Genomic DNA, 26371 nt, shown 5'->3' on the forward strand with positions numbered 1-26371 from the left:
CGGATGCAAACACCGCAGGCTGCGGCGACAGACGTCTATTCTAGCCGAGGCGCCGTTTTGCCGCTGCGTACCGGCAAGCCGTCCGGCGCGCGCACGGCCTGTGCAAACCTCACATCCGCACGGCGTTTGCGCTCGCCCCCGAACCGCCGAGACCCAGGAGTAGCGACGCGTCTCGCACAGGGTCGAGACGCGAACGCATGAGGGATAGATGCGTCTTGAGCGTCTGCACGCCGATTGCACAAGCCTCGCGCGTCTGTGAGCGCGACTGTCCGGCCAGCAGACGCATCGCAATCTCCCGTTGGACGGGCGTGAGCGCTGTCCCCCAGAGCCGTTGCAACAGGCGAATGGCGGGCGGCACGGCAAGATGCAGGGCGATGCGCACGCGGTCGGTCGCCCTGCCACCCATGCCGCACAAATGCGTGGCGTGCAGATGCAACGTGCCGCCGGGCACCACCACCGCCTTGCAGACCTGCACGCCGGACACGCCCGGCGAAGAGGCGTCCGACGGGTGAAGCGTCAGCTCGTCGGCCAGCGACTGACACGCTTGCACCACCACACACGCATCGGGCCACGCGCGCCCCGTCATGGGCCGCCAGACCCGGTGCATGAGCGCCAGTGCGGCGGGATCGGCCCACTCCGGCTGCCGCCGATGCCAGACGAGCGTACCGGCCACGTCGTCGCCGATAGCGCCGCACGCCTCCGGCCACAAATTGGGCACGGGTGGCGCCATGGCCGTCAGCGGCGGGAACGTGGGACGCTCGGGCGCCGTAGTGAACTCTGCGGCAGCCGTCTCGAACGCGGTGACTTCACGCGCACTGAAACGCGGACGCGATCTGCGGCGCGACACTAGCAATCGCAAGGCGCCGATGGGCGCGGCAGCGGACGAATCGGCGCGCGCCTGTCCCTCACCGGCCGCCCCCGCTGCCCTGGGCATCGGCAACAGGCAGACGTCGAGCAAGTCGCCGTCGGGAAGACAGCGGTCCAGTTCGAGGGGACGACGAAACGTCGTGGGCAACGCCCCTGGACAGCCTCTCGATCGCCGCGCGTGGCCACGCAGCAGTTCACCGTGCGAGAGCGAGCGTTGCAACTCCGCCACCGACGGCATCGCCCAGCCGGTGGCCGCGAGCCGTTCGCAGGCCGACATGGGAGCTTGCGGCGCGTACCAGCAGGTGGCGTCCGATATGCTCGGCATGCTCGATATGCTCGGTATGTCCGATACATCGACCGATTCGCCGGACGCGTGACACCAGAACGCCGCTACCCCGTCTGCCGCCAGCCATATGCGCAGCGTCTCCAGCCATAGCGGTAGATAGCCGAGCATCGGCACCGGCAATTGATGGATTTGACGAAGGCATGTACGTACATCCCCTTGCATTCCGGTATTCCTCCCAGCGCAGACAATTCCGAGGAAATTTCCTATTCCACCCGGTCACGTACGGACATCCCCCATTCGGGGGATGTTGGACGCGTCAAACGGTCGCATCATCAGGTCATTACTGATGAAAACCGGACGACGGATCGGCACAGTACACCGATCCGAAAACCGAAAGGAACGCACAGGAACCAGTTTGCGGGGGGGCCCGCTCAGGGAAGCCCCGATTTCCGGCCGTTGCATGAGGCGGCCGGTAAATGTGACGCCCGGCTAGTCGGGGGGCCAGCCGGGCGTCTTTTTCTTTTCGTCTCTCAGCACGAGGGACGACAGAGGCCGCCGTACAAGCGCGACCTCACATCAAATTCAGAAATTTCTCAAATAGACGACAAGACCGAAAGGCGGCAAGCGAACGTTACTCGCAGCGGCATCGGTCCTGCGTCGTCAATAGGTTTCCGGGTCCGGATCGGTACGCTCGAGTTCGACCGAAGCCGCAAGCAGCGCGAGACGCGCCACCACGCCATACATATAGAACCGGTTGGGCGGCGCCGCGCCCGGCTTCGCATGGACGTCGGGCAGCGCCGTGTGCTCGAAGGCGAGTGGCACGAAGTGCATGCCGGGGGCGTTGAGGTTCTCGTCGGTGCCGCGCCCGGTGTGCACCCGGTAGAAGCCGCCAACCACATAGCGGTCGATCATGTACACGACCGGCTCGGCCACGGCTTCGTTGATGCGCTCGAACGTGTAAACACCTTCCTGCACGATCACGTCGTGCACTTCGAGGCCCTCCTTCACCACGCTCATCTTGGTGCGCTCGCGCCGGTTCAGGTTTTTGATCTCGGCGGCGTCGTGCACCATCATCACGCCCATGCCGTAGGTACCGGCATCGGCCTTGATCACGACGAACGGCTTCTCGGTGATGCCGTACTCCCGGTACTTCTTGTTGATCTTCTTGAGTACCGCGTCGACCGTATCGGCAAGTTTCTCTTCGCCGACGCGCTCATCGAAATCGATGCCCTCGCACTTCGCGAAGTACGGGTTGAGCATCCATGGGTCGACGTCGATCATCTTGGCGAATTTCTTGACGATGTCGTCGTACGCCGCGAAATGCTGACTCTTGCGGCGCACAGCCCATCCCGCGTGCAGCGGCGGCAGGAGGTACTGCTCGTGCAAGCCCTCGAGAATCGGCGGGATACCGGCCGACAGATCGTTGTTGAGCAGGATCGAGCACGGATCGAAATTCTTGAGCCCCAGCCGGCGCGGCGAACGCTCGAGCGGCTCGATCACAACGTGCTGGCCGTCGGGCAGCTCGATGGTCGTGGGCTCGGTGATGTCGTCCGACAGGCTGCCCAGGCGCACATTCAACCCGGCGTGGCGCATGATCGTCGACAGACGGGCAAGGTTCTGCAAATAGAACGAATTGCGCGTGTGCCGTTCGGGAATCAGCAGCAGGTTCTTGGCGTCGGGGCAGATCTTCTCGATCGCGGCCATGGCGGCCTGCACGGCAAGCGGCAGCACTTCGGGTGCCAGATTATTGAAGCCGCCGGGGAAGAGATTGGTGTCGACAGGCGCGAGCTTGAAGCCCGCGTTTCGCAAGTCGACCGAACAGTAGAACGGCGGCGTATGTTCCTGCCACTCGAGCCGGAACCAGCGCTCGATGCCGGGCGTCGCATCGAGAATCTTCTTTTCCAGGTCGAGCAGGGGGCCTTTCAGGGCCGTGACGAGATGCGGAACCATGCTTCGCTCATATCCAGATGGAATATCGATTGTAGAGCATACGCCCGGCGCCCCCGCCGTTCGCCATGCCCCCGGAAGGGGCACCAGGCCATGTTGTCTGTGCGGGCTCGGCGCCGGCCGGGCAACCGCAGGAGAAAACACGCGCTCAGGCGGGATCGGGGAGGTGCAGTGCCATGCTGCGATGGGAGGAGATGGGGGCGAAGCCGGCAATCGCAAGCGAAAAAAACGGGCCCTCTCGGGGCCCGTGCAAGGCTGGAACCGGCTGTCCGACCGGCCCCAGCAACTCCTCTCGCTTGCCCCCAGACGGGGCTCGATAACGAATTGGCGAATCATTGCCGATTCGTGCTGCTCGTTGACGTCAGGCCCGGCCGAAGCCGAGCCTAAACGGTGCGATGAGATAGATTGAGACGAATCGGCCGAAATCAGTTGTGATAGGCCGATTCACCGTGCGAGGTGATGTCCAGACCCTCGCGCTCTTCGTCTTCCGGCACGCGCAGACCCAGCACGATGTCGGCAATCTTGAAGGCGATGAACGCCACCACACCCGACCACACGAGCGTGGTCAGCACGCCTTGGAACTGAATCCAGACCTGACCGGCGATCGAGTAATCCGGGGCGACCTTGTTGGCCACGTAGTCGTAGATGCCCGTGCCACCCAGTGACGGGGCAGCGAACACCCCCGTCAGAATCGCGCCGAGCATACCGCCCACGCCGTGCACGCCGAACACGTCGAGTGCATCGTCGGCCTTGAGCAGACGCTTCAGACCGTTCACGCCCCACAGGCAGATGACGCCGGCCAGCAGGCCCAGCACGATCGAGCCCATCGGACCGACGAAGCCGGCAGCCGGGGTCACGGCCACCAGACCGGCCACGGCACCCGACGCGCCACCGAGCATCGACGGCTTGCCCTTGCCGATCCACTCACCGGTCGTCCACGACAGCGTGGCAGCCGCAGTGGCGAGCAACGTGTTGACGAATGCGAGCGCAGCGCCACCGTTGGCTTCCAGACCCGAGCCGGCGTTGAAGCCGAACCAGCCGAACCAGAGCAGCGAGGCACCGATCATCGTCATCGTGAGCGAGTGCGGCTTGAACGCTTCCTTACCGAAGCCCACACGCTTGCCCACCATGTACGAGCCGACCAGACCCGCGATAGCGGCGTTGATGTGCACCACAGTACCGCCAGCGTAGTCGAGCGCGCCCTTCTGGAAGAGCCAGCCGGCGTGTGCATTGGCGGCGTCGGCGGCAGCCGCGTCGGTGTAGGCATCCGGGCCAGGCCAGAACCAGACCATGTGGGCCATCGGCAGGTACGAGAACGTGAACCAGATCACGGTGAAGAGCAGCACGGCCGAGAACTTGGTGCGTTCGGCGAAGGCACCCACGATCAGCGCGCAGGTGATGGCCGCGAAGGCTGCCTGGAACGCCATGTACGCGTATTCCGGCACATTCACGCCCTTACTGAAGGTAGCGGCGACCGAGTCCGGCGTCATGCCCTTCAGGAACAGGCGATCGAAGCCGCCGAAGAACGCCCCGCCCTCGGTGAACGCGATGCTGTAACCGTAGATCGCCCAAAGCACGACCACCAGCGAGAAGATGATGAAACACTGCATCAGCACCGAGAGCATGTTCTTCGAGCGGACGAGACCGCCGTAGAACAGGCCCAGACCGGGCAGCGTCATGAGAATTACGAATGCGGTGCAGGTCAGCAGCCAGGCCGTGTCACCCTTGTTCGGCGGCACGGGGGCAGGCGCGGCGGCAGCAGGTGCTGGCGCTGCTGCTGCGGCTGCCGGTGCAGCAGCTGGCGTCGCGGCAGAAGCGGCAGAAGCGGCAGGTGCTGGCGTCGCGGCTTCGGAAGCGGCGGCGGGCGCCGAGGCGTCCTGGGCTAGCGCGGCGGTGGAGCCGAGGCTCACGGTGCCGGCAACGCCGAGAAAAGCGGCGGCAAGCAGGAGTTTGGCAAGCAGTTTTTTCATGATTGTTGTCTCTTTTATGTAGGACCTTTACAGCGCGTCTTCGCCGGTCTCTCCCGTACGGATGCGGACCACGTGCTCGACGTTTGACACGAAAATCTTGCCGTCGCCGATCTTGCCGGTGCGGGCCGCCTGCTCGATGGCGTCGATCGCCTGGTCGAGCAAGGCGTCGCCGATTACCGCCTCGATCTTCACCTTCGGCAGAAAGTCGACGACATATTCTGCGCCACGATACAGCTCGGTATGGCCCTTCTGACGGCCGAAGCCCTTGACTTCGGTCACCGTAATGCCTGCCACGCCAATGTTCGAGAGGGCTTCACGCACCTCGTCGAGCTTGAAGGGTTTCACAATTGCGGTAATCAGCTTCATGATGAGTCGCTCCTTAGAATGTCTTCGACAACCCTACGACGACCGTTGCCTTGGAAAGCACTTTGCCGGAATTCGCGGCGGTGTAGTACTTCTCGTTGGCATTCGTATCGACGTAAGAGACCGACACGGAGAAGTTCTTGCCCAGGTCTTTCGACAGGCCGATCTTCCAGTCGGTATAGCTCGCCGCGCCGAAGTTGTGCACCCACTGGTGACCCACGTGGCCCACGGCGGAAATGCCCCAGAAGCCCAGATCGTAGGTACCCGTCAGGTCGAGGTAGCCGCTGTTCGACGTATCCTGGCCATCAGGGCTCACCAGACCGAACAGACGGGTCAACGAGTGCGAGTACTTCAGCGTCACGGTTTTCCAGCCCACGGCGGCATACAGCTCGAACGTATGCGGACGCGGGAAATATGCCCCGGACGGGTAAGTGCCCGGGTAGTAATACTGCAAACCGCCGAAATCGATGGTCCAGTCAGGAATGATTTCCTTCTTCCAGCCACCGTAAAAATCCATCTCGATGGGGGCGCTTACCGCCGAATTCCCATCCGAAATCCAACTGATGTTCGATGCCCACACGCCGGCATACAGACCGGATTCATGCGCGAGATCGAAACCACCCTGCACCGCCGGACGCTTGCCCGTTTGCGAAATACCGCGGAAGCGGTAGTCCGAGAACAGACCGATGTTGGCGGTAATCGTCAGCGGTTCGGCCGCGGCGGCTGCGGCAGGTGCGGCAGCGCCATCGGCGCTCGCCTGCGCAAAAGCGCCGGCGGAAATTGCCATCGCACCAGAAAACACAACGCCAGCCATCGCAGTTGACACTTTTTTCATCACTTTCCCCTAAGTTGATATTCAACGTCTTGGTACAGCGTGCGGCAGGTTGCGGACTGGGTAGAGCAACTCCCGTGCCAGCCTCGGAATCTGCGTGCGCTGCGACGCGCAAGATACGAATTTCGAGATAAAAAATTGGCAAAATTGCGGTGACGATGCGGCCTGCCAACAACGCGAGAAATAGCAACCATGCCCCGTGACTCGTGTCAGATCCTTACCGGGTAACGGTTAGGCGGCTTCCTGCGCTGGCTGGGCGCCGGAAACGGTGATAGAGTTGCGCCAACATTGATGTCCGCACCCGATGCACCACCTTGCACCGGTCAGACCGGCCCGGCGAAGCACACAGACGGTGCAAGCACCAAATTAGTGCAAGGAAACGAAGAGAGGAAGGCTTATGAAACCGAACGAGATCCTGCAAGACATGCAAGCCAAGGTGAGCGAGATGCTCAAGCAATCGCCCGCCAAGGATATCGAGCGCAACGTCAAGAGCCTGCTCAATCAAGGCTTCACCCGGCTCGATCTGGTGACTCGCGAAGAGTTCGACGTGCAAGCGCAGGTGCTCGCACGTACGCGCGAGCGGCTCGAAGCACTGGAAAAGCGCGTGGCTGAACTCGAAAACCTGCGCAGCGAAGCACAAGACTGACGAATCGCGGGGGCGCCACGGCGCCCCCTGTCGTTTTCGGGGCCTGCGCGCCTGCGCAAGCCCCTGATGGGCGGTTTCTCTCGCCCGCCGCTTGAAATCTCCCCCGAAATCCCGTTTCGCTATCGGAATACTCCTGAGTTCCGACGGGTATTTCCTGCCTATCGCTGCCGCGATTCCGAAAACGCCCCCACTCCCCGTATTTCGTCCGATAAGACGTTGCGCCGCACGCCGTCTGGCGACGAACATCGACGCATGCGATGCATATCGCGATGTTCGGGGAACGAGGAGGAATCATGTCATTGGCAGTTGTCAGCAGCCGGGCGATCACCGGAATGGCGGCACGCGCCGTCACCGTAGAGGTGCATCTGGCCAACGGGCTGCCGGGTCTGTCGCTGGTCGGCCTGCCCGACACCGAGGTCAAGGAAAGCCGTGAGCGTGTGCGCTCGGCATTGCAGAACTGCCGGTTCGAATTCCCCGCGCGACGCATTACCATCAATCTGGCGCCGGCGGATTTGCCGAAGGCGTCCGGCTGCTTCGATCTGCCCATTGCGCTCGGCATTCTGGCGGCCAGCGGTCAGTTGCCCGAGGCTGGGCTGCGCACGCACGAGTTCGCGGGGGAGTTGTCACTCACGGGCGAGTTGCGCGCCGTACGTGGCGGCCTGGCCATGGCCAGCGCCATTGCGGCCGAGCCTTCAGCGCGCGCGCTGGTACTGCCCGCAGGCAGCGCGCAGGAAGCGGCGCTGGTCGAAGACGCCACGGTCTACGGCGCGCGTACGTTGCTCGACGTTTGCGCGCATCTCGCGGCGCCTGAGGTGGCGACACCGCTACCGCGTGCCGTTGTCCCGAGCGGGCTCGCAGTGCCGGCGATCTGCGGCAGCGCCACCGCAGGCCTCGCCGACACCCCCGACATGGGTGATGTCAAAGGGCAGGCGCACGCCAAACGCGCACTGGAAGTCGCGGCAGCAGGCGGGCATCACATTCTGTTCTACGGACCACCGGGTACGGGCAAGTCGATGCTGGCGACACGGCTGGCAGGGCTGCTCCCGGCGTTGAGCAAGGCGCAAGCCGTGGAGGCTGCTACGCTGGCCAGTCTGAGTGCGCAGGGCTTCGACATGCGGCACTGGGGACGACGGCCGTTTCGTGCGCCGCATCACACGGCGTCGTCAGCAGCGCTGGTGGGCGGCGGCAGCGCCCCGCGCCCCGGCGAAATCAGTCTCGCGCATCGGGGGGTGCTCTTCCTTGACGAATTGCCCGAATTCCAGCGGCGCGTGCTCGAAGTTCTGCGCGAACCGCTGGAACTGGGCCATGTGACGATCTCACGCGCGGGCGGCCATGCCACCTTCCCCGCCGCCTTTCAACTTGTGGCCGCCATGAACCCGTGCCCATGCGGCGATATGGGGCATCCGTCGCGAAGTTGCCGTTGTACCAGCGAAGCCATTGCGCGATATCGCGGCCGTCTCTCGGGTCCGCTGCTCGACCGCATCGACCTGCATGTGGAAGTGCCTGCGCTGAGCGCCGAGACATTCGCTGCACCGGCCAGCGGCGAGCGCAGTGAGATCGTGGCGGAACGCGTCAGGCAGGCGCAGGCGTGTCAGCTGTCGCGTCAGGGGCAGTTGAATTGCGGCTTGTCGGGCCGCGCGCTGGAAATGCAATGCGCACTGCGCCCAGATGCTCAGGACGTTCTGCACCGGGCGGTGACGCAACACCATTGGTCGGCACGCACCTATCACCGTGTGCTGCGCGTAGCGCGCACGGTTGCCGATCTCGCAGGCTGTGAAGGAATTGACGCTCACCACATCGGGGAGGCGGCGCAGTATCGCGAAGCACCGTCATCGTAACGGCATTACTCCAGCGTGAAGGAGTCCAGAAACTGATCGACTTGTTCCTGCGTGGGCGCTTTGGTCGAGAGCACGACGACCTGATAGACGTGGTTACCGCGTCCGACGAATCGGGCCGCGACGTAACGCTCGGTCTTGTCGCTGGCCAAGCCTCGTGCGGAGACAGCCAGCCCCGGAATCGCAGGCGCGTCGCCCGCTTGACGCACCATCACCTGCACAGGCGCGGCGGCACCCTCGTTCACGTTGGCGAGCAACCCATGCTGCAACTCGGCCAGGACAGTCTGACGCAGTGTCGCATCGTCGCTCGGAAGGGTCACAACGCCAACGGCAAAAAGAGCGGCATCGACCCGCGCGGCTTGCATGCGCATCGGCAGCGGCCCCGAAGCGAACTTCACTTCGCGGGCATCCTGAGTCGGTTTCGTGGGATAGGTCACCGCATACGCGCCGTCCTTGTCGTGCACCTCACGCCAATCGTAGCGAGGGGAACAAGCGACCAGTACCATCGTCGCAGCAAGCATGATGCAAACACGGACAGCGCGATTCATAGGCGAGAGAGGAAGTTGGAGGAGAAGAAAACGCCCGAACGCGCATTATCCGCCATATGTTGCGACACGAAAAACGCGTCGTCACGGTTCCCGGTATCATCGGCGGCATGAAACGCGTCATCGCCCACCTGCCCCGCGAGTTGTTCACCGGAGTCTTCGAGACTCCGTGCAAACGCGTGCCTGTGCGCCGGCCAGCAGAACTGCTGCGAATCGCCATCCGGCTGGTGGCATCGCTGGCCGTGCTGACGGCGGGGCCGGCCATTGGCGCGGCCGCCGCCGCACCGGCCGGCGTCGCAGGCCCAGCCACGCCGAAACGCGAATCGGCGCAGGCAACGGGCGTCACCTATCCGCGCGAGGGTGCCGTGGCTACGGCGCCGGTCGACGGCAAGACGGCCGCAAAACAGCAGGCTGCCGTACCGGTGGCGACGGACTTCGCGACCCACGGCCGCCGCGCGGCGTCGCTCGACGTGCCGCTGGTCGTACTGGTGTCGCTGCGCGACTGCGTCTATTGCGGCCCGATCCGTCAGCGCGAACTCGCGCCGCTCGTGCGCAGCGGAAAATATGAGGTGCGCGAGATCGGTCTGGACAGCAGCGCTACCGTGCGCGACTTCGACGGCTCGGCGACAACCGGTGTCGCGTGGGCACGCGCGCATGGCGTCAAGGTGTCGCCGACGGTTTTGTTCCTCGATACACGCGGACGCCCCGTGGCCGACCCTTTGATTGGCGCTGGGCTGCCCGACTTTTACGGTGCGTATCTCGACGACGCCATCGCCCGCGGACGCGAGCGTATGCACACCGGGGGCGACATCACGACGCGCTGAGATTCAGAGTAGAATCGACGTCACTCTACAAACCCCATCACTCACACGGCTGTGTCATGAGCGCGACGACCTCCCGCAAATCTCCCCTGAGCAAGATTCTCGCCGTGGCGATCATCGCCGTCGTGGCGATTGCCGCGTACTTTACGTTCGCTGGACAGAAGCGCGCGCCCGAAGCGACGTTCACGCTACTCTCCGGGCAGAAAGTCGGCACCGAACAACTCAAGGGCAAGGTCTATCTCGTCAACTTCTGGGCGACGAGCTGCACGACGTGCATGAAAGAAATGCCGACGATGGTGCAGACGTACGAGAAGTACAAGGGCCGGGGTCTGGAATTCGTCGCGGTCGCCATGAGCTACGACCCGCCGATGTACGTGATGAACTACGCGCAGTCGCGTCAGTTGCCGTTCAAGGTGGCAATGGATTCCGACGGCAGCGTGGCCAAGCAGTACGGCAACGTGCAACTCACGCCGACGACCTTCGTCGTGGATCGTGACGGCAAGGTGCTCAAGCAGTACGTTGGCGAGCCGGAATACGCCGAACTCGACAAGCTCATCGAAAAGGCGCTGGCCAAGCAAGCCTGACGCCGCTTCACCTCGCTTCACCGCATTGCATCGCAGGCGCCCTTCGGGGCGCTTTTGTTTTTTTCGGCGCCGCCTCGGACACATGCAACGCTTCAGCGCCCGCCGTCGCCCCCTTCGCCGTGACCGCGTGTGTGCAAGCCGTAACGCTTGAGTTTTTCGTACAGCGTTGCCTTGGGCACGTGCAACGCCTCGGCAGTCGCGGCCACGTTGCCTTTGCTGTGTTCGAGGGCTTCTTGCAGCACGGCGCGCTCGAAGCGCTCCACCTGCTCCTTGAGTGGCAACGGCGCGAGCGAATCGCCCTCGGGCGCACTCGCCACGCCCAGCACCAGGCGGTCTGCCGCGTTGCGAAGCTCGCGCACGTTGCCCGGCCAGTCGGCTTGCATCAACTCCTGACGCATCCGGTCTGAGACCACCGGCGCCGGACGTCCATAACGCACGGCGGAATCGAGCATGAAGTGTTCGAACAGCGGCAGGATATCTTCGCGCCGCTCGCGCAGCGGCGGCAACGCCAGCGTCACCACGTTCAGCCGGTAGTAAAGATCGCGACGGAACGTCCCTTCGCGCACGAGCGCTTCCATGTCCCCCTTCGCCGCCGCGACGACACGGCAGTCGACGCGAATCGACTGGTTCGACCCCAATCGCTCAAGCACGCCGTCCTGCAACACGCGTAGCAGTTTGACCTGCAACGCCGCCGGCATGCTCTCGATCTCGTCGAGAAACAACGTGCCACCCGACGCGTGCTCCAGCTTGCCGATACGACGCTTCGCCGCCCCGGTAAATGCCCCGACCTCGTGCCCGAACATCTCGCTTTCGAAGATCGCTTCGGGCAGCGCGCCGCAGTTCAGCGCGACGAACGGCGCATCGCGGCGACGCGACAACTCATGCAGGCTGCGCGCCACCAGTTCCTTGCCGGTACCGGTGTCGCCGTTGATGAGCACCGGGGCGTCGGTCATGGCCACGTTGGCGATGAGCGTGCGCAGCGTCTCCATCGACGGGCTGCGGCCGATGATGCGTGAAGCGCGTCCGCCCTGCTCCGCCAGTTCGCGCCGCAACGCCTGGTTTTCCAGCATGAGCTTGCGTGTCTCGAGCGCGCGCTTGGCCGACTCGATCAGACGATCCGGTGCGAAGGGCTTCTCGATGAAGTCGTAGGCGCCGTCGCGAATCGCCTGCACGGCCATTGAAATATCGCCGTGACCGGTCACGAGAATCACCGGCACTTCCGGCGCGTGCTGACGCAGATGCGCGAGCAATTCGAGCCCGCTCATGCCAATCAGACGAATGTCCGACACGACGATGCCGGCGAAATCCGGCGTAATGCGCTCGCGTGCCGCCTCGGCGGAGGCAAGCCCGAAGGCATCGAGTCCGGCAAGTTGCAGGCTCTGCAGCGTGGCGCGCCGCACGAGTTCGTCGTCTTCGACGAAAAGGATCTGAAGGTTCTTGTACATCATGCGATTGTCGTGCCAGTGCGCTGCACACGGCGCAGCGTCACGAGAAATTCTGCGCCACCGCCAGGAACGTTGCGCGCAACCAACTGGCCGCCGTTCTCCTGCGCGATGGACGATGAGATGGCGAGCCCGAGTCCCATGCCCTGACCGCCTTCCTTGGTACTGAAAAATGGCTCGAACAAACGCGGCATATGCGCCTCCGAAATGCCCGGCCCGTTGTCGCGCACATAGATGCGCACCCACAGGTCGTTGGCGTCCACATCGATCCAGATCGACGGCGGGGCATGCTCACTCGCAGCACTCACTACGGCGTCGATGGCGTTCCCCACGAGGTTGATCAACACCTGTTCGAGGCGCAATCCTTCGCAGGCCACTTGCACGGCTTCCAGACCATCGGCGAACGTCGTTGTCACATGAATGCCCGCGAGACGTCCGCGCAGCAGCATCAACGTATTGTCGAGCGCCCGATGCACGAGCGCTTCCATGTCGCCGTGCCGCGCCCGGCCCGCAAAGAGCCGCAGTTGCCCCGTGATCTTGCCCATGCGATCGGTGAGCGATGCGATGGCTTCCAGATTCTCCTGCGCCGCCGCGTACTCACCTCGCTCGAGCAGCACGCGCGTATTGTCGGAGAAGCTGCGCAGCGCGGAGAGCGGTTGATTGAGTTCATGCGTGATACCGGCGGCCATTTGCCCCAACGTCACGAGTTTCGAGGCCTGCACAAGTTCGCTCTGCGCCTCGCGTAACTCGTGCTCGGTACGCGAGCGCTCCTGCACTTCCGTCTGCAACCGCTCGTTCGCCGATTGCAGGTCGGCCGTGCGCTCCGCCACCCGCTCGCCCAATTCCGCGTAAGCCGACTGCAATAGCTCACGGCTCTTGAGCATGTCGCGAACGCGCTGACGGCGCTGGTTCCATGCCACCCCCAGCAAGCAGGTGAACGCGGCCAGACAGGCGGCGGCCACCGCCGCGATCCGTGCATTCGCGATCACCTGATCGAGTGGCGCGAAGTACATCAGCGTCCAGTCCGGCTCGCCCAGCTTGCGCTGCACCGCCAGAAAACGCCGCGTCCTGCCCGCGCCGCGACCGTCGCGCACGGTCACCACTTCGCCGTCGGCGTCGAGCCGTTCGTCCTTGGTCCAGGTGAGCGGCGTGATGTTCTGGTTGTAGTACTGACGTGTGCTGTCGAGCGCCGCCTTCACATCGGGACTCAGCGGGGTGAGCGCACGATACTGCCAGCGCGGCTCGGACGACAGGAACACCACGCCGTGATCGTCGGCGACGACAACCGGCTCGGCGGCGTCGGCACCGGCGCGCTGAAACCACTCCAGATTCAGCTTGACCACGACCACGCCGCGAATCTGACCGTCCACGACAATCGGTTGAGAGACGAAGTACCCCGGCTCGCCAGAGGTCGTCCCTACGCCATAAAAGCGGCCCAGCGCGCCTTTGATCGCGTCGATGAAATACGGGCGGAAGCGGTACTCCTGTCCCACGAACGTGGCCGTCTCGCGCCAGTTGCTGGCCGCCAGCGCCAATCCGTTGGCGTCGATCACATAGGCCGCCGATGCCTTGGCGCGCTGATTCACGTCGAACAGGTAGTCGTTGGCACGCTGCACGACCGCGCGATCTTCCGGGTGGAGCAGCAGATCGTGCACATACGGATGCAGCGAGAGCAGATATGGCAGGAATTCGTAACGGTCGACGGTGCTGCGCAGGCTGCCCGCGTAGCGCTCCACGCGCGCACCGGCATTCACCCGCAGGTCGGCCACGCCGCGCTGCCAGCTCAGGGCATACGTCAACCAGCAAAACAGGACGCTCGCCAACAGCATGACGACGATCCATGACCAACGGCGCATCGGCACAGTCCTCTCGAGATCGATGGGGACTTCGTCGCGCCGGGGGCCCGCGGGCGGGGCAGCGTCACCAAGCGGTGCGCGGATCGTGTTGTCGTACAGGGTGGCCATTGGGCACAGCGTGCGTGAACCAAAGGACCACCGGGCGGCGAAGCTCAGGCGCTATTGTGCCTGTGCCGCGCCGCCCGGTGGCGAACGTTGCGTGGACAGAGGGCCGGCGCACTCACGCGAGACAACTCACGCGCAGCACCGGGCGCCCCTGCCGCCGGCCGTCAGGCCAGCTCCGGCTCTCGCTTGCCGGACATGGCTTGCGCCAGCTTCTTGCGATCCAGCTCTTTTTCCCAGGCCGACACGACGATCGTGGCAACACCGTTGCCGCAGATGTTCGTCAGCGCACGGCATTCGCTCATGAAGCGGTCGATACCGAGGATCAGCACCATCCCGGCGACCGGGATCGTCGGAATCACGGCGAGCGTTGCGGCCAGCGTGATGAAGCCGGCGCCGGTCACGCCCGAGGCCCCCTTCGAGGTCAGCATCGCCACGGCGAGCAGCGTGAGCTGTTGGCCCCAGGTCAGGTCGATGTTGGTCGCCTGCGCAATGAACAACACGGCCATCGTCATGTAGATGTTCGTGCCGTCGAGGTTGAACGAGTAACCGGTCGGGATCACCAGACCCACCACCGACTTCGAGCAACCGGCCTTCTCCATCTTTTCCATCAGGTGCGGCAAGGCGGCTTCCGACGAGCTGGTACCCAGCACGATCAGCAGCTCTTCCTTGATGTAGGCGAGGAAACGGAAGATCGAGAAGCCCGTGAACTTGGCGATCAGACCCAACACGACGATCACGAACAGGAACGACGTCAGGTAGAACGTACCCATGAGCTTGGCGAGCGGCACCAGTGAGGCGATACCGTACTTGCCGATCGTGAAGGCCATCGCACCGAAGGCGCCCAGCGGGGCGACCTTGGTGATGATGTGCACCACGCGGAACAGCACGCCGGAGACGCTGTCGATCCAACTCGTCACCACGCGGCCGCGCTCACCGATGGCGCCCAGTGCGGCGCCGAACAGGATGGCGATCACGAGGATCTGCAGAATCTCACCCTTGGCGAACGCATCGGTAATCGTGTTCGGAATCAGGTGCATCAGGAAGTCGACGAACGTGTCGCCGTGGGCGGCCTTCTCGGCATAGCCCGCGATCGCCTTCGGATCGAGCGCGTTGATGTCGACGTTGAACCCGGCGCCCGGCTTCAGGATGTGGGTCGCGAACAGGCCGATGATCAGCGCGAACGTCGAGACGACTTCGAAGTAGATGAGGGCCTTGCCGCCAACGCGGCCAACCTTCTTCATATCTTCCATGCCGGCGATACCGGTCACGACCGTACAGAAGATCACCGGGCCGATGATCATTTTGATCAGCTTGATGAACGCATCGCCGAACGGCTTCATCTGAACGGCGAGTTCGGGCTTGAAATGCCCGAGCAGTACGCCGATAACGATGGCGAACAGCACCTGCACGTACAGGATGCGGTAAAAGGGTTTTTTGGTCTGGGTTTGCATGTTGTTTCCTCTCCAGGCGGCGGGGCAAGCCACCGCCCTTGTCATCAATCCGCGGTGACCCCGCAGATCTCGCTTTGCGCGAAGCGCATTTGCTCCTCCATCACCATCTGGGCCAGCGCCTTCTTCAATTCATTGAATTCGCTGCCTGCCGTGTCACGCGGACGGGGTAGTTCGATAACCATGTCCCGCTTGACCGTGCCCGGCCGGTACGTCATGACGACGACCCGGTCGGCCAGATAGATCGACTCCTCGATGCTGTGTGTGACGAAAACGATCGTCTTTTTGAATTCCTCCCAAATGCGCAGCAACTCGTCCTGCAACGTACGGCGCGTGAGCGCATCGAGCGCACCGAACGGCTCGTCCATGAGCAGGATCGGACTGTCGAGCGCGAGCACGCGGGCAATCGCCACACGCTGACGCATACCGCCCGACAGGTCGCGCGGAAACCGGTCGCGAAACTCGCGCAGGTTCAGCTTGCCGAGCAGCAAGTCCACGCGCTCGTTGATCTCGGCGCGGCGCATTCCCTTGATTTCCAGTCCGAAGGCGATGTTCTGCGCAACCGTCATCCACGGAAACAGCGCGTACTCCTGGAACACCATGCCGCGATCCGGGCCCGGCTCGGCCGCCGCATCCGAACGGCCGTCGATACGGATGACACCCGAGGTCGGTTGCACGAAGCCGGCGAGCGCATTGAGCAGCGTCGACTTGCCGCAACCCGACGGCCCCAGCAAACAGACGAACTCCCCGGCACCGATGTTCAGATCGATGTTCTTGAGGGCTTCGACGGTGCCCCCCGGAACGGGGAACTGCTTAGTGACGTTGTCGATTTCGATCAGCATGTCGTTCGCCTCACTTGGTTTCGAGACCACGATGCCACTTGAGCAGGTGGTTGTTGAGGCGATCCATGCCCAGATCGATCACCAGACCGAGCAGGCCGATGGTCAGCATGCCGGCGATGATCTTGTCCGACCACATATACTCACGCGCTTCCAGAATGCGGTAGCCGAGGCCGTTGTTCACGGCAATCATCTCGGCCACGATCACGACAATGAACGCCGTGCCGATACCGATGCGAATGCCCGACAGGATGTACGGTGTGGCCGCCGGCATGATGACGCGGCGAAAGATCGTGAACTGGCTCGCACCGAGGTTGCGGGCCGCACGCAGGTAGATGCCGTCGACGTGCCGCACGCCTGCGATCGTGTTCATCAGCACGGGGAAGAACGCCCCGAGTGCGATAAGGAAGAACGCCGGCGGGTTGCCCAGGCCGAACCAGAGAATCGCCAGCGGGATGTAAGCGATCGGGGGAATCGGGCGCACAACTTGCACCAGCGGATTGAACAGCCCGTAGACGCGGGTGCTCGTGCCCATCAGCAGGCCGAGCGGCAGCGCGATCACGGTGCCCACGAAAAAGCCCATGACCACGCGGTACAGGCTGTTGGCGGCGTCGGTGAGCAGTTCGCTCGAATGCAGCCACGCGCCGAAGCCGTCGGCCATCGCGGCGGTCGGTTTGAGGTATTGCCACCACTTGGCCACGACAGCGACCGGCGATGGGAGAATGATCGGGTTGATCCACTCGAGGCCCGTGACGATCTGCCAGATCACCACGACCGCGAGCGGAATCAACACACCACGCAGCAAACGCGCGGTGCGCGAGGCGCCCGGAGAAGCAAGCACAGCGGCCATCCGTTCGCCTCGCCTTACTTGATGTTCAGCTTGGTTTTCGCCTTGGCGAGCAGGTCGAGCTTGACCCAGTCTTCCGCCTTCGGCACCGGATCTTGCAGCTTGCCCACGCCGTACTTCTTCATGAGGTCGGTCGTGAGTTGCACATGCGCAATGCTCAAGTCGTAGCTATACGGCGAGTTGCCGATGGCGTCCGTAAAGTCCTGAGTCGTGATCTGGTTCTTGAACATATCCTCGCGCACGTACTTCTCAGCCGCTTGCGGGTTCTTGATGAAGTAGTCGGTCGCTTCGACGAACGCGTACATCAGGCGTTGCGCCACGTCCGGCTTTTCCTTGTAGAGCTTCTCGGTGATCACGAGCGCACGCACTGGCTCGCCGATAGGCGTGTCGTACGGCTTGAGCACTTCCACGCCAAAGCCCTTGTTGATGGCTTGTGACGCCTGCGGCTCCGACTGGCACATCGCATCGATGCTGCCGGCGGCGAGCGCCTGGTTCAGATCGGCGAAAGCCATGAACATGATCTGCACGTCCTTGCCCGGTTGATCCGACCACGTCAGACCGGCCTTGGCCAGTTCCGCGTACAGAATCAGTTCCTGAGCGCCGCCACGGGCGACACCCACTTTCTTGCCCTTGAGATCGGCTACCTTGGTGATCGGCAGACCCTTCTTCGCGACGAGGCGCACACCGCCCTTCGCGAAACCGGCCACGGCATAGATCGGCGCCCCCTGCGCACGACCTGCGATGGCGGCGTCAAGCGCGCTTGCCGACACGTCGATCTGCCCCGCCACGATCGCCGGCATGATGTCCACGCCCTTAGCGAACATACGCTCCTCGATCTTCAGGCCGTACTTGGGTCCGATGACCTTCATGTACGACACCGCGCCGTAGTGGGCGAACTTCAGGTTGCCCAGACGCACCAGATCGTCGGCAAAAGCGTGTAGCGAAGCCGCGCACAGCGCTGCGGCGGCAAGACATTGCTTGAACATAAGGTCTCCTCTCTTATTGGATCGGCTCGCTCTGCGTTTCCGGATTCCCGTCGGGTTTCCAGACATCGCGGCAGCACGCGCGTTAGAAAGCAATACTTATGCCAGATACGTAAGTGACTGATTTTATTGAGTGAAACTGTGGAAAACCCGATGGTCGGTTATACGGAAAGCTGGAAAACTTGCGCAGAGACTTTCTGGATTTCCAGAAAATCGGGTGAAATCGGGAAATTTCACGCGAGGCATCGGGACAAATCCCGAGACCGGCCGCATACAACGGGCCGTTGAATCATTCAGTGCCGATCATTCGCTACCGCTCTTGAATGCGTTCGCCGAAGCGGCGGATGGCGCATTCAAGAGACGACGACCGGCGACGCGTCAGGCAGACAGCGCTTCCGGCACAGGGATCTGATAGCCAAGGGCCGCAGAGATCTCGGCAGCGCAGGCCGACAGGCGCGACGAAATGTCGGGCAGCAGCGCACGTGTCATGCGCGACGACGGGCCGGACGCGGACAGCGACGCAATCACTTCGCCAGACGCATCGCGCACCGGCACGGCCACCGACACGGCTTCCGGGGCGAGTTCGCCAAAGCTCACGGCACAATCCTGACGACGCACGTTGAGCAACTCGGCCGCCAGTTCGTCGCGCTCGATGAGTGTGCCCGCCGTGAAGCGCTTGCGCGGACGGCCCAGCACTTGTGCGCGAACGTCGTCGGACGCGAACGCCAGCAGCACGCGGCCCGACGCCCCCACATACAGCGGACGGCGATTGCCGACCACGCCATGCACTCGCAACTCGTGCGTCGACTCGACGCGCGCCACGCATAGCGACTCGAGGCCGTCACGCACGCGAAGCTGGATATTCTCATTGAGCGCGCGATTGAGCGCCTGAAGATGACGATGCGCCACCTTCACGAGATTGACCTGTTCGTGCCCCGCCACACCGAGCACCAGCGCCTGCGCGCCAAGCACGTAGGTGACCGGGCTGCCCTCGCGCACGACCCAGCGGTGCTGCTCGAGCGTCGCCAACAGACGAAACGCTCGCGACTTGTTCAGGCCGGCGCGCTGCGCCAGTTCCGTCACACCCAGGCCGGGGCACTCCCCGACCAGCGACAGCAGCGTAAGCGCCGTGTCGACCGAAGCGACTGTGTAGTCCATCAAACTTCCTCGCTATGTTGTTCGGCATAAGCGGCGAGCGCCGCCGCGAATTGGCCAAGTTGCGATTGCAGCGTCGCGAAGCCTTCATGCTTCTCGCCGCGCGATTCGTTCAGGTAAAGCGCCTGATTCAGTTCGATCTGCACACTGTGGCGACGCTGCGCCGGGTGTCCGAAATGGCGCACCAGATCGTCGCAGCCGTCGTGATGACCCGGCGTGTTGTAAGCCACGCGATAGCCCAGTCGCGTGAACTCGGCAATGATCCAGCGCGAGAATGCCGGGTCGGCCGTAGTGCCCTCACCGTCGCTCACGCGCACATCCGCGCGCAAGATGCCCGCATCGGGGTCGAGCGCGCTGCCGCGCTCACGCATCGAATGACAATCCAGATGCCAGACCACACCGTGCCGGTGCCAGGCGTCGTCGAGTGCATCGCGCAGGGCGTGACGGTACGGCAGGTAATAGTCGTGAATGCGTCGCTCGACCTCGGCCACGGACAGACGCCGGTCGTAGAGCGGCACATTCGGCGCGGCGAAGCGGTGGAGCAACCCGACACCGCGCTCGCTACAGGCTTGCGGACGCGCATCGTGCGGCCACAGGCTCGCAAGCAGTTCGGGGTCGATATCGTGCTCGGCGCGGTTCGGATCAATATAGGCACGCGGGAAGAGCGCAGCCACGAGCGTTGCGCCGTGATGCGTGACCACCGACCACAACTCGTCGACATAGGCATCGCCGCACGCGAGAATTGCCGCCGTCGGGGCAATGGTGTCGAAGTCCGCCGGAAACACATGACCGCTGTGCGGCGCGTCGATCACGAGAGGCAAACGTCTCCCTTGGCCCCCTTGTGGCGCTTCCACAAAATATCGGCCTTCGGTGACCTGACGGGACATGCCTTCTCCTTGCACGCATCCGGAACTGCGCTCCGCCAATACCCATGACAGGCACATTGTTTTGTCAAGCAAAACAAGGTTTCAATATTCTGAGACAACGAGGGGACGGCGACAAGCTAAGGGTTGTTACAACATATTTCGCAGCGAGATGGCAGGTGGCTGGAGGGCGAGGCAGTCAGTTCAGCGACGTTCCTCACAGATGACAGCGTGTTTATGACGAGTTACCGGCGCACACCCGTCCGGGTTGGCCGTATTGCGTATTGAACCGGGCGCCGGTTGTGACGCGGCGTAATCCGCGCGTCACTGCCCGCTCGATCCGGGGCATGCCGGTGGAGGCGACGCGCCCCGTGCACGCCCCAAAAAAAGCGCGGACCGTCTTTCGACGGTCCGCGTTCTGTGTCTGACGACGATGCGAAGTTTTCGCGGATCAGATAGCGTCGGCGACACCGGCCTCATGCGCCTGCACGTCGGCGTGATAGCTCGAGCGCACCATTGCGCCTACGGCGGCATGCGTGAAGCCCATCTTGATGGCTTCCGCCTCGAACATCTTGAATGTGTCCGGCGTCACATAGCGACGCACCGGCAGGTGGTGCTCCGAGGGCTGGAGGTACTGTCCGATCGTGAGCATGTCGACGTTGTGTGCCCGCAAATCGCGCATCACTTCGAGAATTTCTTCGTCCGTTTCGCCCAGACCGACCATCAGACCCGACTTGGTCGCCACGTCGGGATGCTTCGCCTTGAACTCCTTGAGGAGGGTCAGCGAGTGCTGGTAGTCCGAACCGGGACGTGCCTCTTTGTACAGGCGCGGCACGGTCTCGAGGTTGTGATTCATCACATCGGGCGGGGCGGCGTTGAGAATACCCAGCGCGCGATCGAGACGCGCGCGGAAGTCCGGCGTCAGGATTTCGATGCGGGTTTGCGGCGACAACTCGCGCACGTGACGGATGCAATCGACGAAGTGCTGGGCACCGCCGTCGCGCAGGTCGTCGCGATCCACACTCGTGATCACGACGTACTTCAGGCGCATCGCCGCAATGGTCTTCGCGAGGTTGAGCGGCTCATCGGCGTCGAGCGGGTCCGGACGGCCGTGGCCAACGTCGCAGAACGGGCAACGGCGCGTGCACTTGTCGCCCATGATCATGAACGTGGCCGTGCCCTTGCCGAAGCACTCGCCGATGTTCGGGCAGCTTGCCTCTTCACACACCGTGTGCAGATTGTGCTCGCGCAGAATCTGCTTGATCTCGTAGAAACGAGACGTGTGCGTCGCCGCCTTCACGCGAATCCAGTCCGGCTTCTTCAGACGCTCGATCGGTACGATCTTGATCGGAATGCGCGCCGTCTTAGCTTGCGACTTTTGCTTGGCGGTGGCGTCGTAATCGCCGTCGATCGTGCGAACTTCCTTGTTCGCGGTGTCGTTCTGAGTCACGGTGGTGGTCATGATGGGGGCTTTCCAGGCGTCCAATCAGGCGGCGGCGTTTGCGCTTGCGGCCGGGTCGGCCTGCGGCGCGGCTTCGGCCGTCGCGGGGTGCTGTTCGAGATGATGACCGAGTTGCTGCGCCAGTCGCGCGGCCACTTCGTCCCAGCGGGGGGCCACGCCGAGCGTGGCCATGTCTACGGTTTGCAGGCCGGCGTAACCGCACGGATTGATCCAGTCGAACGGCCGCAGATCCATCGCGACGTTCAGCGACACGCCGTGATAACTGCATCCGTTGCGGATTTTCAACCCGAGTGCGGCGATTTTCGCGCCGGCATGCGCAGCGGCACCGTCGCCCGGACTCACATAGATTCCCGGCGCGCCGGCCCGGCGCTCAACGTCGAGATTATACGCGCCAAGGGTATCGATCACCGCCTGCTCGATCAAACGCACCATTTCGCGCACGCCCAGCTTGCGCCGGCGCAAGTCCACGAGCAGGTAAATCACCACCTGTCCAGGACCGTGATAGGTAATCTGGCCACCGCGGTCGACCTTGACGAGCGGGATACCGGTATCGGCAACAAGCAGGTGGGCGGGGTCTCCAGCCAGTCCAAGCGTATAGACGGGCGGATGCTGGACGATCCAGAGCTGGTCGGGGCCGTGCGCGCCGCGCGTGTCGGTGTACGCACGCATGGCGTCGAACGATGTGGCGTAGTCTTCGGTGCCGCGCCAGCACACTTCGATCGGGGAGGTCATGGACGCAATTTTAGCGAAACCGGGGCAGTCTTGCTCGACGCGGCGGCTCTCGCCAGGCCACCCCCGCCCCCCCGGGCTTCAGGCCACCTTCTTCGCCGGCGCCGCACCGAGACCCCGAGCGTAAAAGCCGGCGGCCAGCAGAATCATCACGCCGCCGAGCCACTGCGTCGGATGCAGCACGATGCCGAACGCCAGAAAGTCGACTGCGACCGCAACCACCGGATAGACGAAGCCGAACACGGCGAGGCTCGACGTCGACGCCTTCTGGAAAGCGCCGTAGAGCAACAGGTACATGAACGTCGTGTGGAACAGCCCCAGCGTCACGACGGCACCGATTTCGCGCGGTGCCGAGGGCAGATGATGGAAATCGGCCATCCATACGAAGACCACAGCACCGATCGCCATATGCAACGCCGCAATGATCTCGGGGCGAATCGTGCCGGCCAGCTTCTTCGTGAAGAGTGTGGTCGCGGCATAAAGCGATGCGGCGGCGAGTGCACTCGCCACGCCGATCAGATACCCCGCGCCATGCACACCGCCCGGTTCCGCCAGAATCACCAGCCCGGCGAACGCCACACCGAGGCAGCCGAGCGTGGCCAGTGACGGCCGCTCACGCGTGACGATCACGCCCGCCAGCACAAGCAGGAACGGTTGTACGTTGTAGACAACTGTCGTGATGCCCACGGACGTCAATCGGTAGGCGGTAAACAGGAAATACCAGTTCGACACAAGCGTGATGGCGCCGAGGGTCACATTCACGACCTGCCAGCGGGCCATGCGCAACCCGCGCCAGTAGCCCCGATACGCACACCACGCACACAGACTGACGGCACCGATCAGACAGCGGAAGAAAACGACGTTGAGCGCCGGTTGCCCCGACATCAGCACGAACCAGCCGATCGTGCCCGAGATCACCATCGCGGCGATCATCAACAAGCGACCGAGACGTTCGTCGGCCTGTGGATGGCGAAGTGCGGCGTGGGCCGACTGTGAGGATGGCAAGGGGGCCGTGCGGGGGGTTTCAGTCATCAGGAAACGACTTCTCTTGTTTTGACGCATTATCGACGTGTTTCGAGGTCGATTGTTGCGCGTCTCGTTGTGAAATCCGGTAACGCATTGACGGTGCGAGCATCCACCCCTGAAACGAAACACGCGCCCTTTGGCGTTCGCTGCCAGAGAGCGCGTGCTATCGGTGGTCCCACGATCAACGGCTTATCAGGCTGCGGCCGTGCAGGAGTTCGCTTCGCGGGCCGCCCGGCGCCCGGCAAGCCACTTGCCCAGCACTCGGGTCAACGTGAATCGACGGCTGACTTCGCGCTCCAGTTCGGCTTCCGCCTCGTTGTCGGACGACACCCAGTGACGGCGTCCCGGCTCAACGGCAAGTCGCTGGCCCGGCATCAGCCAGTAATCACGCGGATCGCCTGCGCGCGTCACCCAGACTGCCGAGCCTCGGGCAACAAGCGTATGCTCGTGGTGCAAGTCGAGGGTGATCACTTCGCCCGGACGGATACCGTAGAAGTATTGCACCTTTGTTAAATTTTTTTGCATTTTACGACCCCCACTCAGTGCGAGACAATGACTGAATCATAGGGACTGGCAAGCGCTACACCAAACGACATATTTTCACGGCCTTGCTAATAAAGCTCACATGGATCTTCGGAGACTTCCCAACCTGAGCGCCTTGCGCGCCTTCGAGGCGGCTGCCCGCCTGGAGAGCTTCTCGCGGGCAGCGGAGGAGTTGTTCGTCACGCACGGCGCCATCAGCCATCAGATCCGCGCCCTGGAGCAAGAGCTGGGCACGACGCTCTTCGCCCGCAACGGCAAGCGCATCAGCATTACGCCGGCGGGGCGCCAGTACGCCGCATCGATCCGCACCGCCCTCAGCGACATCGCCCAGGCGACGCGCAAGTTGCAAGCCGGCACGCGCAGCGAACGGCGTCTGGTACTGACCACCATGCCATCGTTTGCGAGCCGGTGGCTCACACCCCGCATCGGTCGCTTCATCGACCGGCATCCTGAACTGGAAGTGGAATTGCGGTGCAGCGCCCAGCTCATCGACTTCGAACGCGACGATGTGGACATTGCCCTTCGCATGGGCAAAGGCAACTGGCCCGGACTACACATCGAGAAAGTGCTCGACGACGTGTTCTTTCCCGCGTGCAGCCCATCTTACAATCATGGGAACCTTCCACAGACGGCGGAGGAATTCCGCCGAAGCACGTTGCTACGCTCCGAGGGTGAGCCGTGGGCGCCGTGGTTTGCGGCGGCAGGCTTCGATCTGCCCGAGCCGACGCAGGGCATGCTGTACGAAGATTCGGGAATGCTGTCGCAGGCGGCCATCGTCGGCCAGGGCGTGGCACTTGTGCGACGCTCGCTGGCCGTGGGCGACATCATGGCCGGGCGCCTCGTCCGGCTGTCCGATGTCGATACGCCATGCGAATGGGATTACTACTTCGTATGTCCGCCCGCAGTGCTGGAAACGCAGCGCGTTCAGGCGTTCAGAACGTGGTTTCTGGAGGAATTGACGGCGTTCGAGTCGGTGAAGCACATGCAGCGCCGTCCGGCACAGCCAAGTCCCGCAGCGCTGGCGGCCGGTATGGCCGACACGGCGGGCGAAATGACGACGGACGCACAGTTGGGACTGAGCCCTGCGCTGCCGGCGGACGACGGCGCGCCGACGCGTGCGTGATGCGTGAAGCGAGTGCGTTCGCACCCGCCCCACTTGCCGGACACCCGGCTTACAGCACGACCTTGACCATCGGGTGGCCGGTCAACGCACGATAGATATCGTCGAGGTGCGCCTTCGAGTGAGCGCGCACCGTGACGGTCAGCCCGAGATACTTGCCCGAACTGGACGGCCGCATTTCCACCGTCGCCGCGTCGAACTGCGCGTCGAACTCCTGCAGCAGCGCCACGATGGCGTCGGCAAATCCGTCCTGCGTGGCCCCCATCACCTTGATGGGGAAATCGCACGGAAACTCGAGCAGGCTTTCCTTCTTTTCCGTCGTCATAGTGCCTCCTTGGCGCGTTGATAGGCCGCGTACAGCGCGCGGAAGACGGGGCCCGGCTTGCCATCGCCCACCGGCTTGCCGTCGAGCGTGACGACCGCCAGCACTTCCTTCGTGGCCGACGTGATGAGCAGTTCGTCGGCATTGCGGACTTCCGCTTCGCTCACCACGCGCTCATGGAACGTAATGCCGCATTCCTGCGCGAGACTTTCGAGCACACCGTAACGAATGCCTTCCAGGATCCGATTATCGCGCGGCGGTGCGAACATTTCACCGCCCTTGATGACCCACACGTTGCTCGACGACGCCTCGGTCAGATTGCCGTCGCGGAACTGGATAGTCTCCTGAACGTCGTGATCGGCGGCGTATTGCGCCATCAGCACGTTACCCAGCAGCGACGTCGACTTGATGTGGCAGTTCAGCCAGCGGCGATCTTCATGCGTGACCGCCCCCACCCCGTGCTCCACCTTCTCGCGGTTCGGCAGTGTGAGCGGCGTCGCGATACCGAACACCGTGGGCGTAATGCCCTTCGGGAAGGTGTGCTGGCGCGGCGCCACGCCACGCGTGACCTGCACGTAGATGCTGTGCGGGTCGGCCGGACAGGTAGCCGACAGGCGTGCGAAGAGCGCTTCCCATTCGGCGCGCGTGTACGGATTCTCGATGCGAATCTCGGCGAGACTGCGCTCGAGGCGGTCCAGATGCTGCGCGAGACGGAACGGCTTGCCGTGATAGACGGGCACGACTTCGTAAATGCCGTCGCCGAAGAGGAAACCGCGATCGAGTACGGAGATTTTCGCGTCGCTGAGCGGAATCAGGTCGCCATTGAGCCAGACGGTGGGGTTATCCATGTTTGCAAGGTGCGCGCCAGACGCGCGACAAAAGGAAAAAACGCGCCCACCGGGCGCGCCTTTATGTTGCAGCGGACCCGCAACGCG

At 63.4% G+C, this 26371-nt stretch carries 25 protein-coding genes; 5 read left to right on the plus strand and 20 right to left on the minus strand.

Annotation, left to right across the window (positions count from 1 at the left end):
* Window positions 1-109: 109 nt before the first annotated feature.
* The 5 genes from C266_RS18970 to C266_RS18990 all read right to left on the minus strand — a co-directional run bounded on the left by C266_RS18970 (window position 110) and on the right by C266_RS18990 (window position 6268).
* Entirely contained in the window at window positions 110-1375 is a 1266-nt protein-coding gene (locus C266_RS18970; protein ID WP_010804743.1) for a hypothetical protein, read from the minus strand.
* A 438-nt stretch (window positions 1376-1813) separates the two neighbouring features.
* On the minus strand, window positions 1814-3103 hold the full coding sequence (gene gshA / locus C266_RS18975; RefSeq protein ID WP_010804742.1) for a glutamate--cysteine ligase: 1290 nt from the start codon (window positions 3101-3103) through the stop codon (window positions 1814-1816).
* Between the two features lie 422 nt (window positions 3104-3525).
* Window positions 3526-5070, minus strand: a complete 1545-nt coding sequence (gene amt / locus C266_RS18980; protein ID WP_010804741.1) for an ammonium transporter — start codon at window positions 5068-5070, stop codon at window positions 3526-3528.
* Between the two features lie 27 nt (window positions 5071-5097).
* Entirely contained in the window at window positions 5098-5436 is a 339-nt protein-coding gene (locus C266_RS18985) for a P-II family nitrogen regulator (protein WP_010804740.1), read from the minus strand.
* A 13-nt stretch (window positions 5437-5449) separates the two neighbouring features.
* The gene (locus C266_RS18990) at window positions 5450-6268 is read right to left on the minus strand and encodes a TorF family putative porin (protein ID WP_036663459.1); all 819 of its coding nucleotides are present in this window, start codon (window positions 6266-6268) and stop codon (window positions 5450-5452) included.
* 394 nt (window positions 6269-6662) lie between these two features.
* Here C266_RS18990 and C266_RS18995 point away from each other — a divergent pair, with 394 nt between their 5' ends.
* Window positions 6663-6911: an accessory factor UbiK family protein gene (locus tag C266_RS18995; RefSeq protein WP_010804738.1), complete on the plus strand. Its 249-nt coding sequence runs from the start codon at window positions 6663-6665 to the stop codon at window positions 6909-6911.
* A gap of 293 nt (window positions 6912-7204) precedes the next feature.
* A complete protein-coding gene (locus C266_RS19000; RefSeq protein ID WP_036663806.1) occupies window positions 7205-8749 on the plus strand; it encodes a YifB family Mg chelatase-like AAA ATPase in 1545 nt (514 codons plus the stop codon).
* A gap of 5 nt (window positions 8750-8754) precedes the next feature.
* On the opposite strand, the gene C266_RS19005 is transcribed toward C266_RS19000, so the two are convergent.
* Window positions 8755-9267: a hypothetical protein gene (locus tag C266_RS19005; protein ID WP_010804736.1), complete on the minus strand. Its 513-nt coding sequence runs from the start codon at window positions 9265-9267 to the stop codon at window positions 8755-8757.
* 134 nt (window positions 9268-9401) lie between these two features.
* Between C266_RS19005 and C266_RS19010 the strand changes: the two genes are divergently transcribed.
* Both C266_RS19010 and C266_RS19015 read left to right on the plus strand, forming a co-directional pair.
* Entirely contained in the window at window positions 9402-10115 is a 714-nt protein-coding gene (locus C266_RS19010) for a thioredoxin (protein WP_246831204.1), read from the plus strand.
* Window positions 10116-10171: 56 nt separating this feature from the next.
* A complete protein-coding gene (locus tag C266_RS19015; protein ID WP_010804734.1) occupies window positions 10172-10696 on the plus strand; it encodes a TlpA disulfide reductase family protein in 525 nt (174 codons plus the stop codon).
* A 92-nt stretch (window positions 10697-10788) separates the two neighbouring features.
* On the opposite strand, the gene C266_RS19020 is transcribed toward C266_RS19015, so the two are convergent.
* From C266_RS19020 to C266_RS26360, 12 genes are all read right to left on the minus strand, one after another.
* Window positions 10789-12141 (minus strand): sigma-54 dependent transcriptional regulator, encoded by a 1353-nt coding sequence (locus C266_RS19020; RefSeq protein WP_010804733.1) that lies wholly within the window; start codon window positions 12139-12141, stop codon window positions 10789-10791.
* On the minus strand, window positions 12141-14102 hold the full coding sequence (locus tag C266_RS19025) for an ATP-binding protein (RefSeq protein WP_010804732.1): 1962 nt from the start codon (window positions 14100-14102) through the stop codon (window positions 12141-12143). Before C266_RS19025 ends, C266_RS19020 begins: the two co-directional genes overlap by 1 nt.
* A 161-nt stretch (window positions 14103-14263) precedes the next feature.
* Window positions 14264-15550 carry a dicarboxylate/amino acid:cation symporter gene (locus C266_RS19030; protein ID WP_010804731.1) on the minus strand — a complete coding sequence of 429 codons (1287 nt, stop codon included), beginning with the start codon at window positions 15548-15550 and terminating at the stop codon, window positions 14264-14266.
* A 44-nt stretch (window positions 15551-15594) separates the two neighbouring features.
* A complete protein-coding gene (locus tag C266_RS19035) occupies window positions 15595-16389 on the minus strand; it encodes an ABC transporter ATP-binding protein (RefSeq protein ID WP_010804730.1) in 795 nt (264 codons plus the stop codon).
* A gap of 10 nt (window positions 16390-16399) precedes the next feature.
* Window positions 16400-17236: an ABC transporter permease gene (locus C266_RS19040; RefSeq protein ID WP_010804729.1), complete on the minus strand. Its 837-nt coding sequence runs from the start codon at window positions 17234-17236 to the stop codon at window positions 16400-16402.
* Window positions 17237-17250: 14 nt separating this feature from the next.
* A complete protein-coding gene (locus C266_RS19045) occupies window positions 17251-18219 on the minus strand; it encodes an ABC transporter substrate-binding protein (protein WP_010804728.1) in 969 nt (322 codons plus the stop codon).
* A 375-nt stretch (window positions 18220-18594) separates the two neighbouring features.
* Window positions 18595-19374, minus strand: coding sequence for an IclR family transcriptional regulator (locus C266_RS19050; RefSeq protein ID WP_010804727.1), 780 nt, complete (start codon window positions 19372-19374; stop codon window positions 18595-18597).
* A complete protein-coding gene (locus C266_RS19055; protein ID WP_010804726.1) occupies window positions 19374-20258 on the minus strand; it encodes an N-formylglutamate amidohydrolase in 885 nt (294 codons plus the stop codon). Before C266_RS19055 ends, C266_RS19050 begins: the two co-directional genes overlap by 1 nt.
* A 427-nt stretch (window positions 20259-20685) precedes the next feature.
* Window positions 20686-21696 carry a lipoyl synthase gene (gene lipA / locus C266_RS19060; RefSeq protein WP_010804725.1) on the minus strand — a complete coding sequence of 337 codons (1011 nt, stop codon included), beginning with the start codon at window positions 21694-21696 and terminating at the stop codon, window positions 20686-20688.
* Window positions 21697-21720: 24 nt separating this feature from the next.
* On the minus strand, window positions 21721-22428 hold the full coding sequence (lipB, locus tag C266_RS19065; RefSeq protein WP_010804724.1) for a lipoyl(octanoyl) transferase LipB: 708 nt from the start codon (window positions 22426-22428) through the stop codon (window positions 21721-21723).
* A 78-nt stretch (window positions 22429-22506) separates the two neighbouring features.
* The gene (locus tag C266_RS19070) at window positions 22507-23457 is read right to left on the minus strand and encodes a DMT family transporter (protein WP_168162933.1); all 951 of its coding nucleotides are present in this window, start codon (window positions 23455-23457) and stop codon (window positions 22507-22509) included.
* Window positions 23458-23643: 186 nt separating this feature from the next.
* Window positions 23644-23976 (minus strand): DUF2917 domain-containing protein, encoded by a 333-nt coding sequence (locus C266_RS26360; protein ID WP_051126399.1) that lies wholly within the window; start codon window positions 23974-23976, stop codon window positions 23644-23646.
* Between the two features lie 100 nt (window positions 23977-24076).
* Between C266_RS26360 and C266_RS19080 the strand changes: the two genes are divergently transcribed.
* Window positions 24077-25117 (plus strand): transcriptional regulator GcvA, encoded by a 1041-nt coding sequence (locus C266_RS19080; protein WP_036663463.1) that lies wholly within the window; start codon window positions 24077-24079, stop codon window positions 25115-25117.
* Between the two features lie 49 nt (window positions 25118-25166).
* Here C266_RS19080 and C266_RS19085 read toward each other — a convergent pair whose 3' ends face one another.
* Window positions 25167-25439: a DUF493 family protein gene (locus C266_RS19085; protein ID WP_010804720.1), complete on the minus strand. Its 273-nt coding sequence runs from the start codon at window positions 25437-25439 to the stop codon at window positions 25167-25169.
* On the minus strand, window positions 25436-26284 hold the full coding sequence (locus tag C266_RS19090; protein ID WP_010804719.1) for a D-amino acid aminotransferase: 849 nt from the start codon (window positions 26282-26284) through the stop codon (window positions 25436-25438). The genes C266_RS19085 and C266_RS19090 overlap by 4 nt, the downstream gene beginning before the upstream one ends.
* Between the last annotated feature and the right edge of the window lie 87 nt (window positions 26285-26371).

Source organism: Pandoraea sp. SD6-2 (assembly GCF_000389825.1).
Classification (GTDB): Bacteria; Pseudomonadota; Gammaproteobacteria; order Burkholderiales; family Burkholderiaceae; genus Pandoraea; species Pandoraea communis.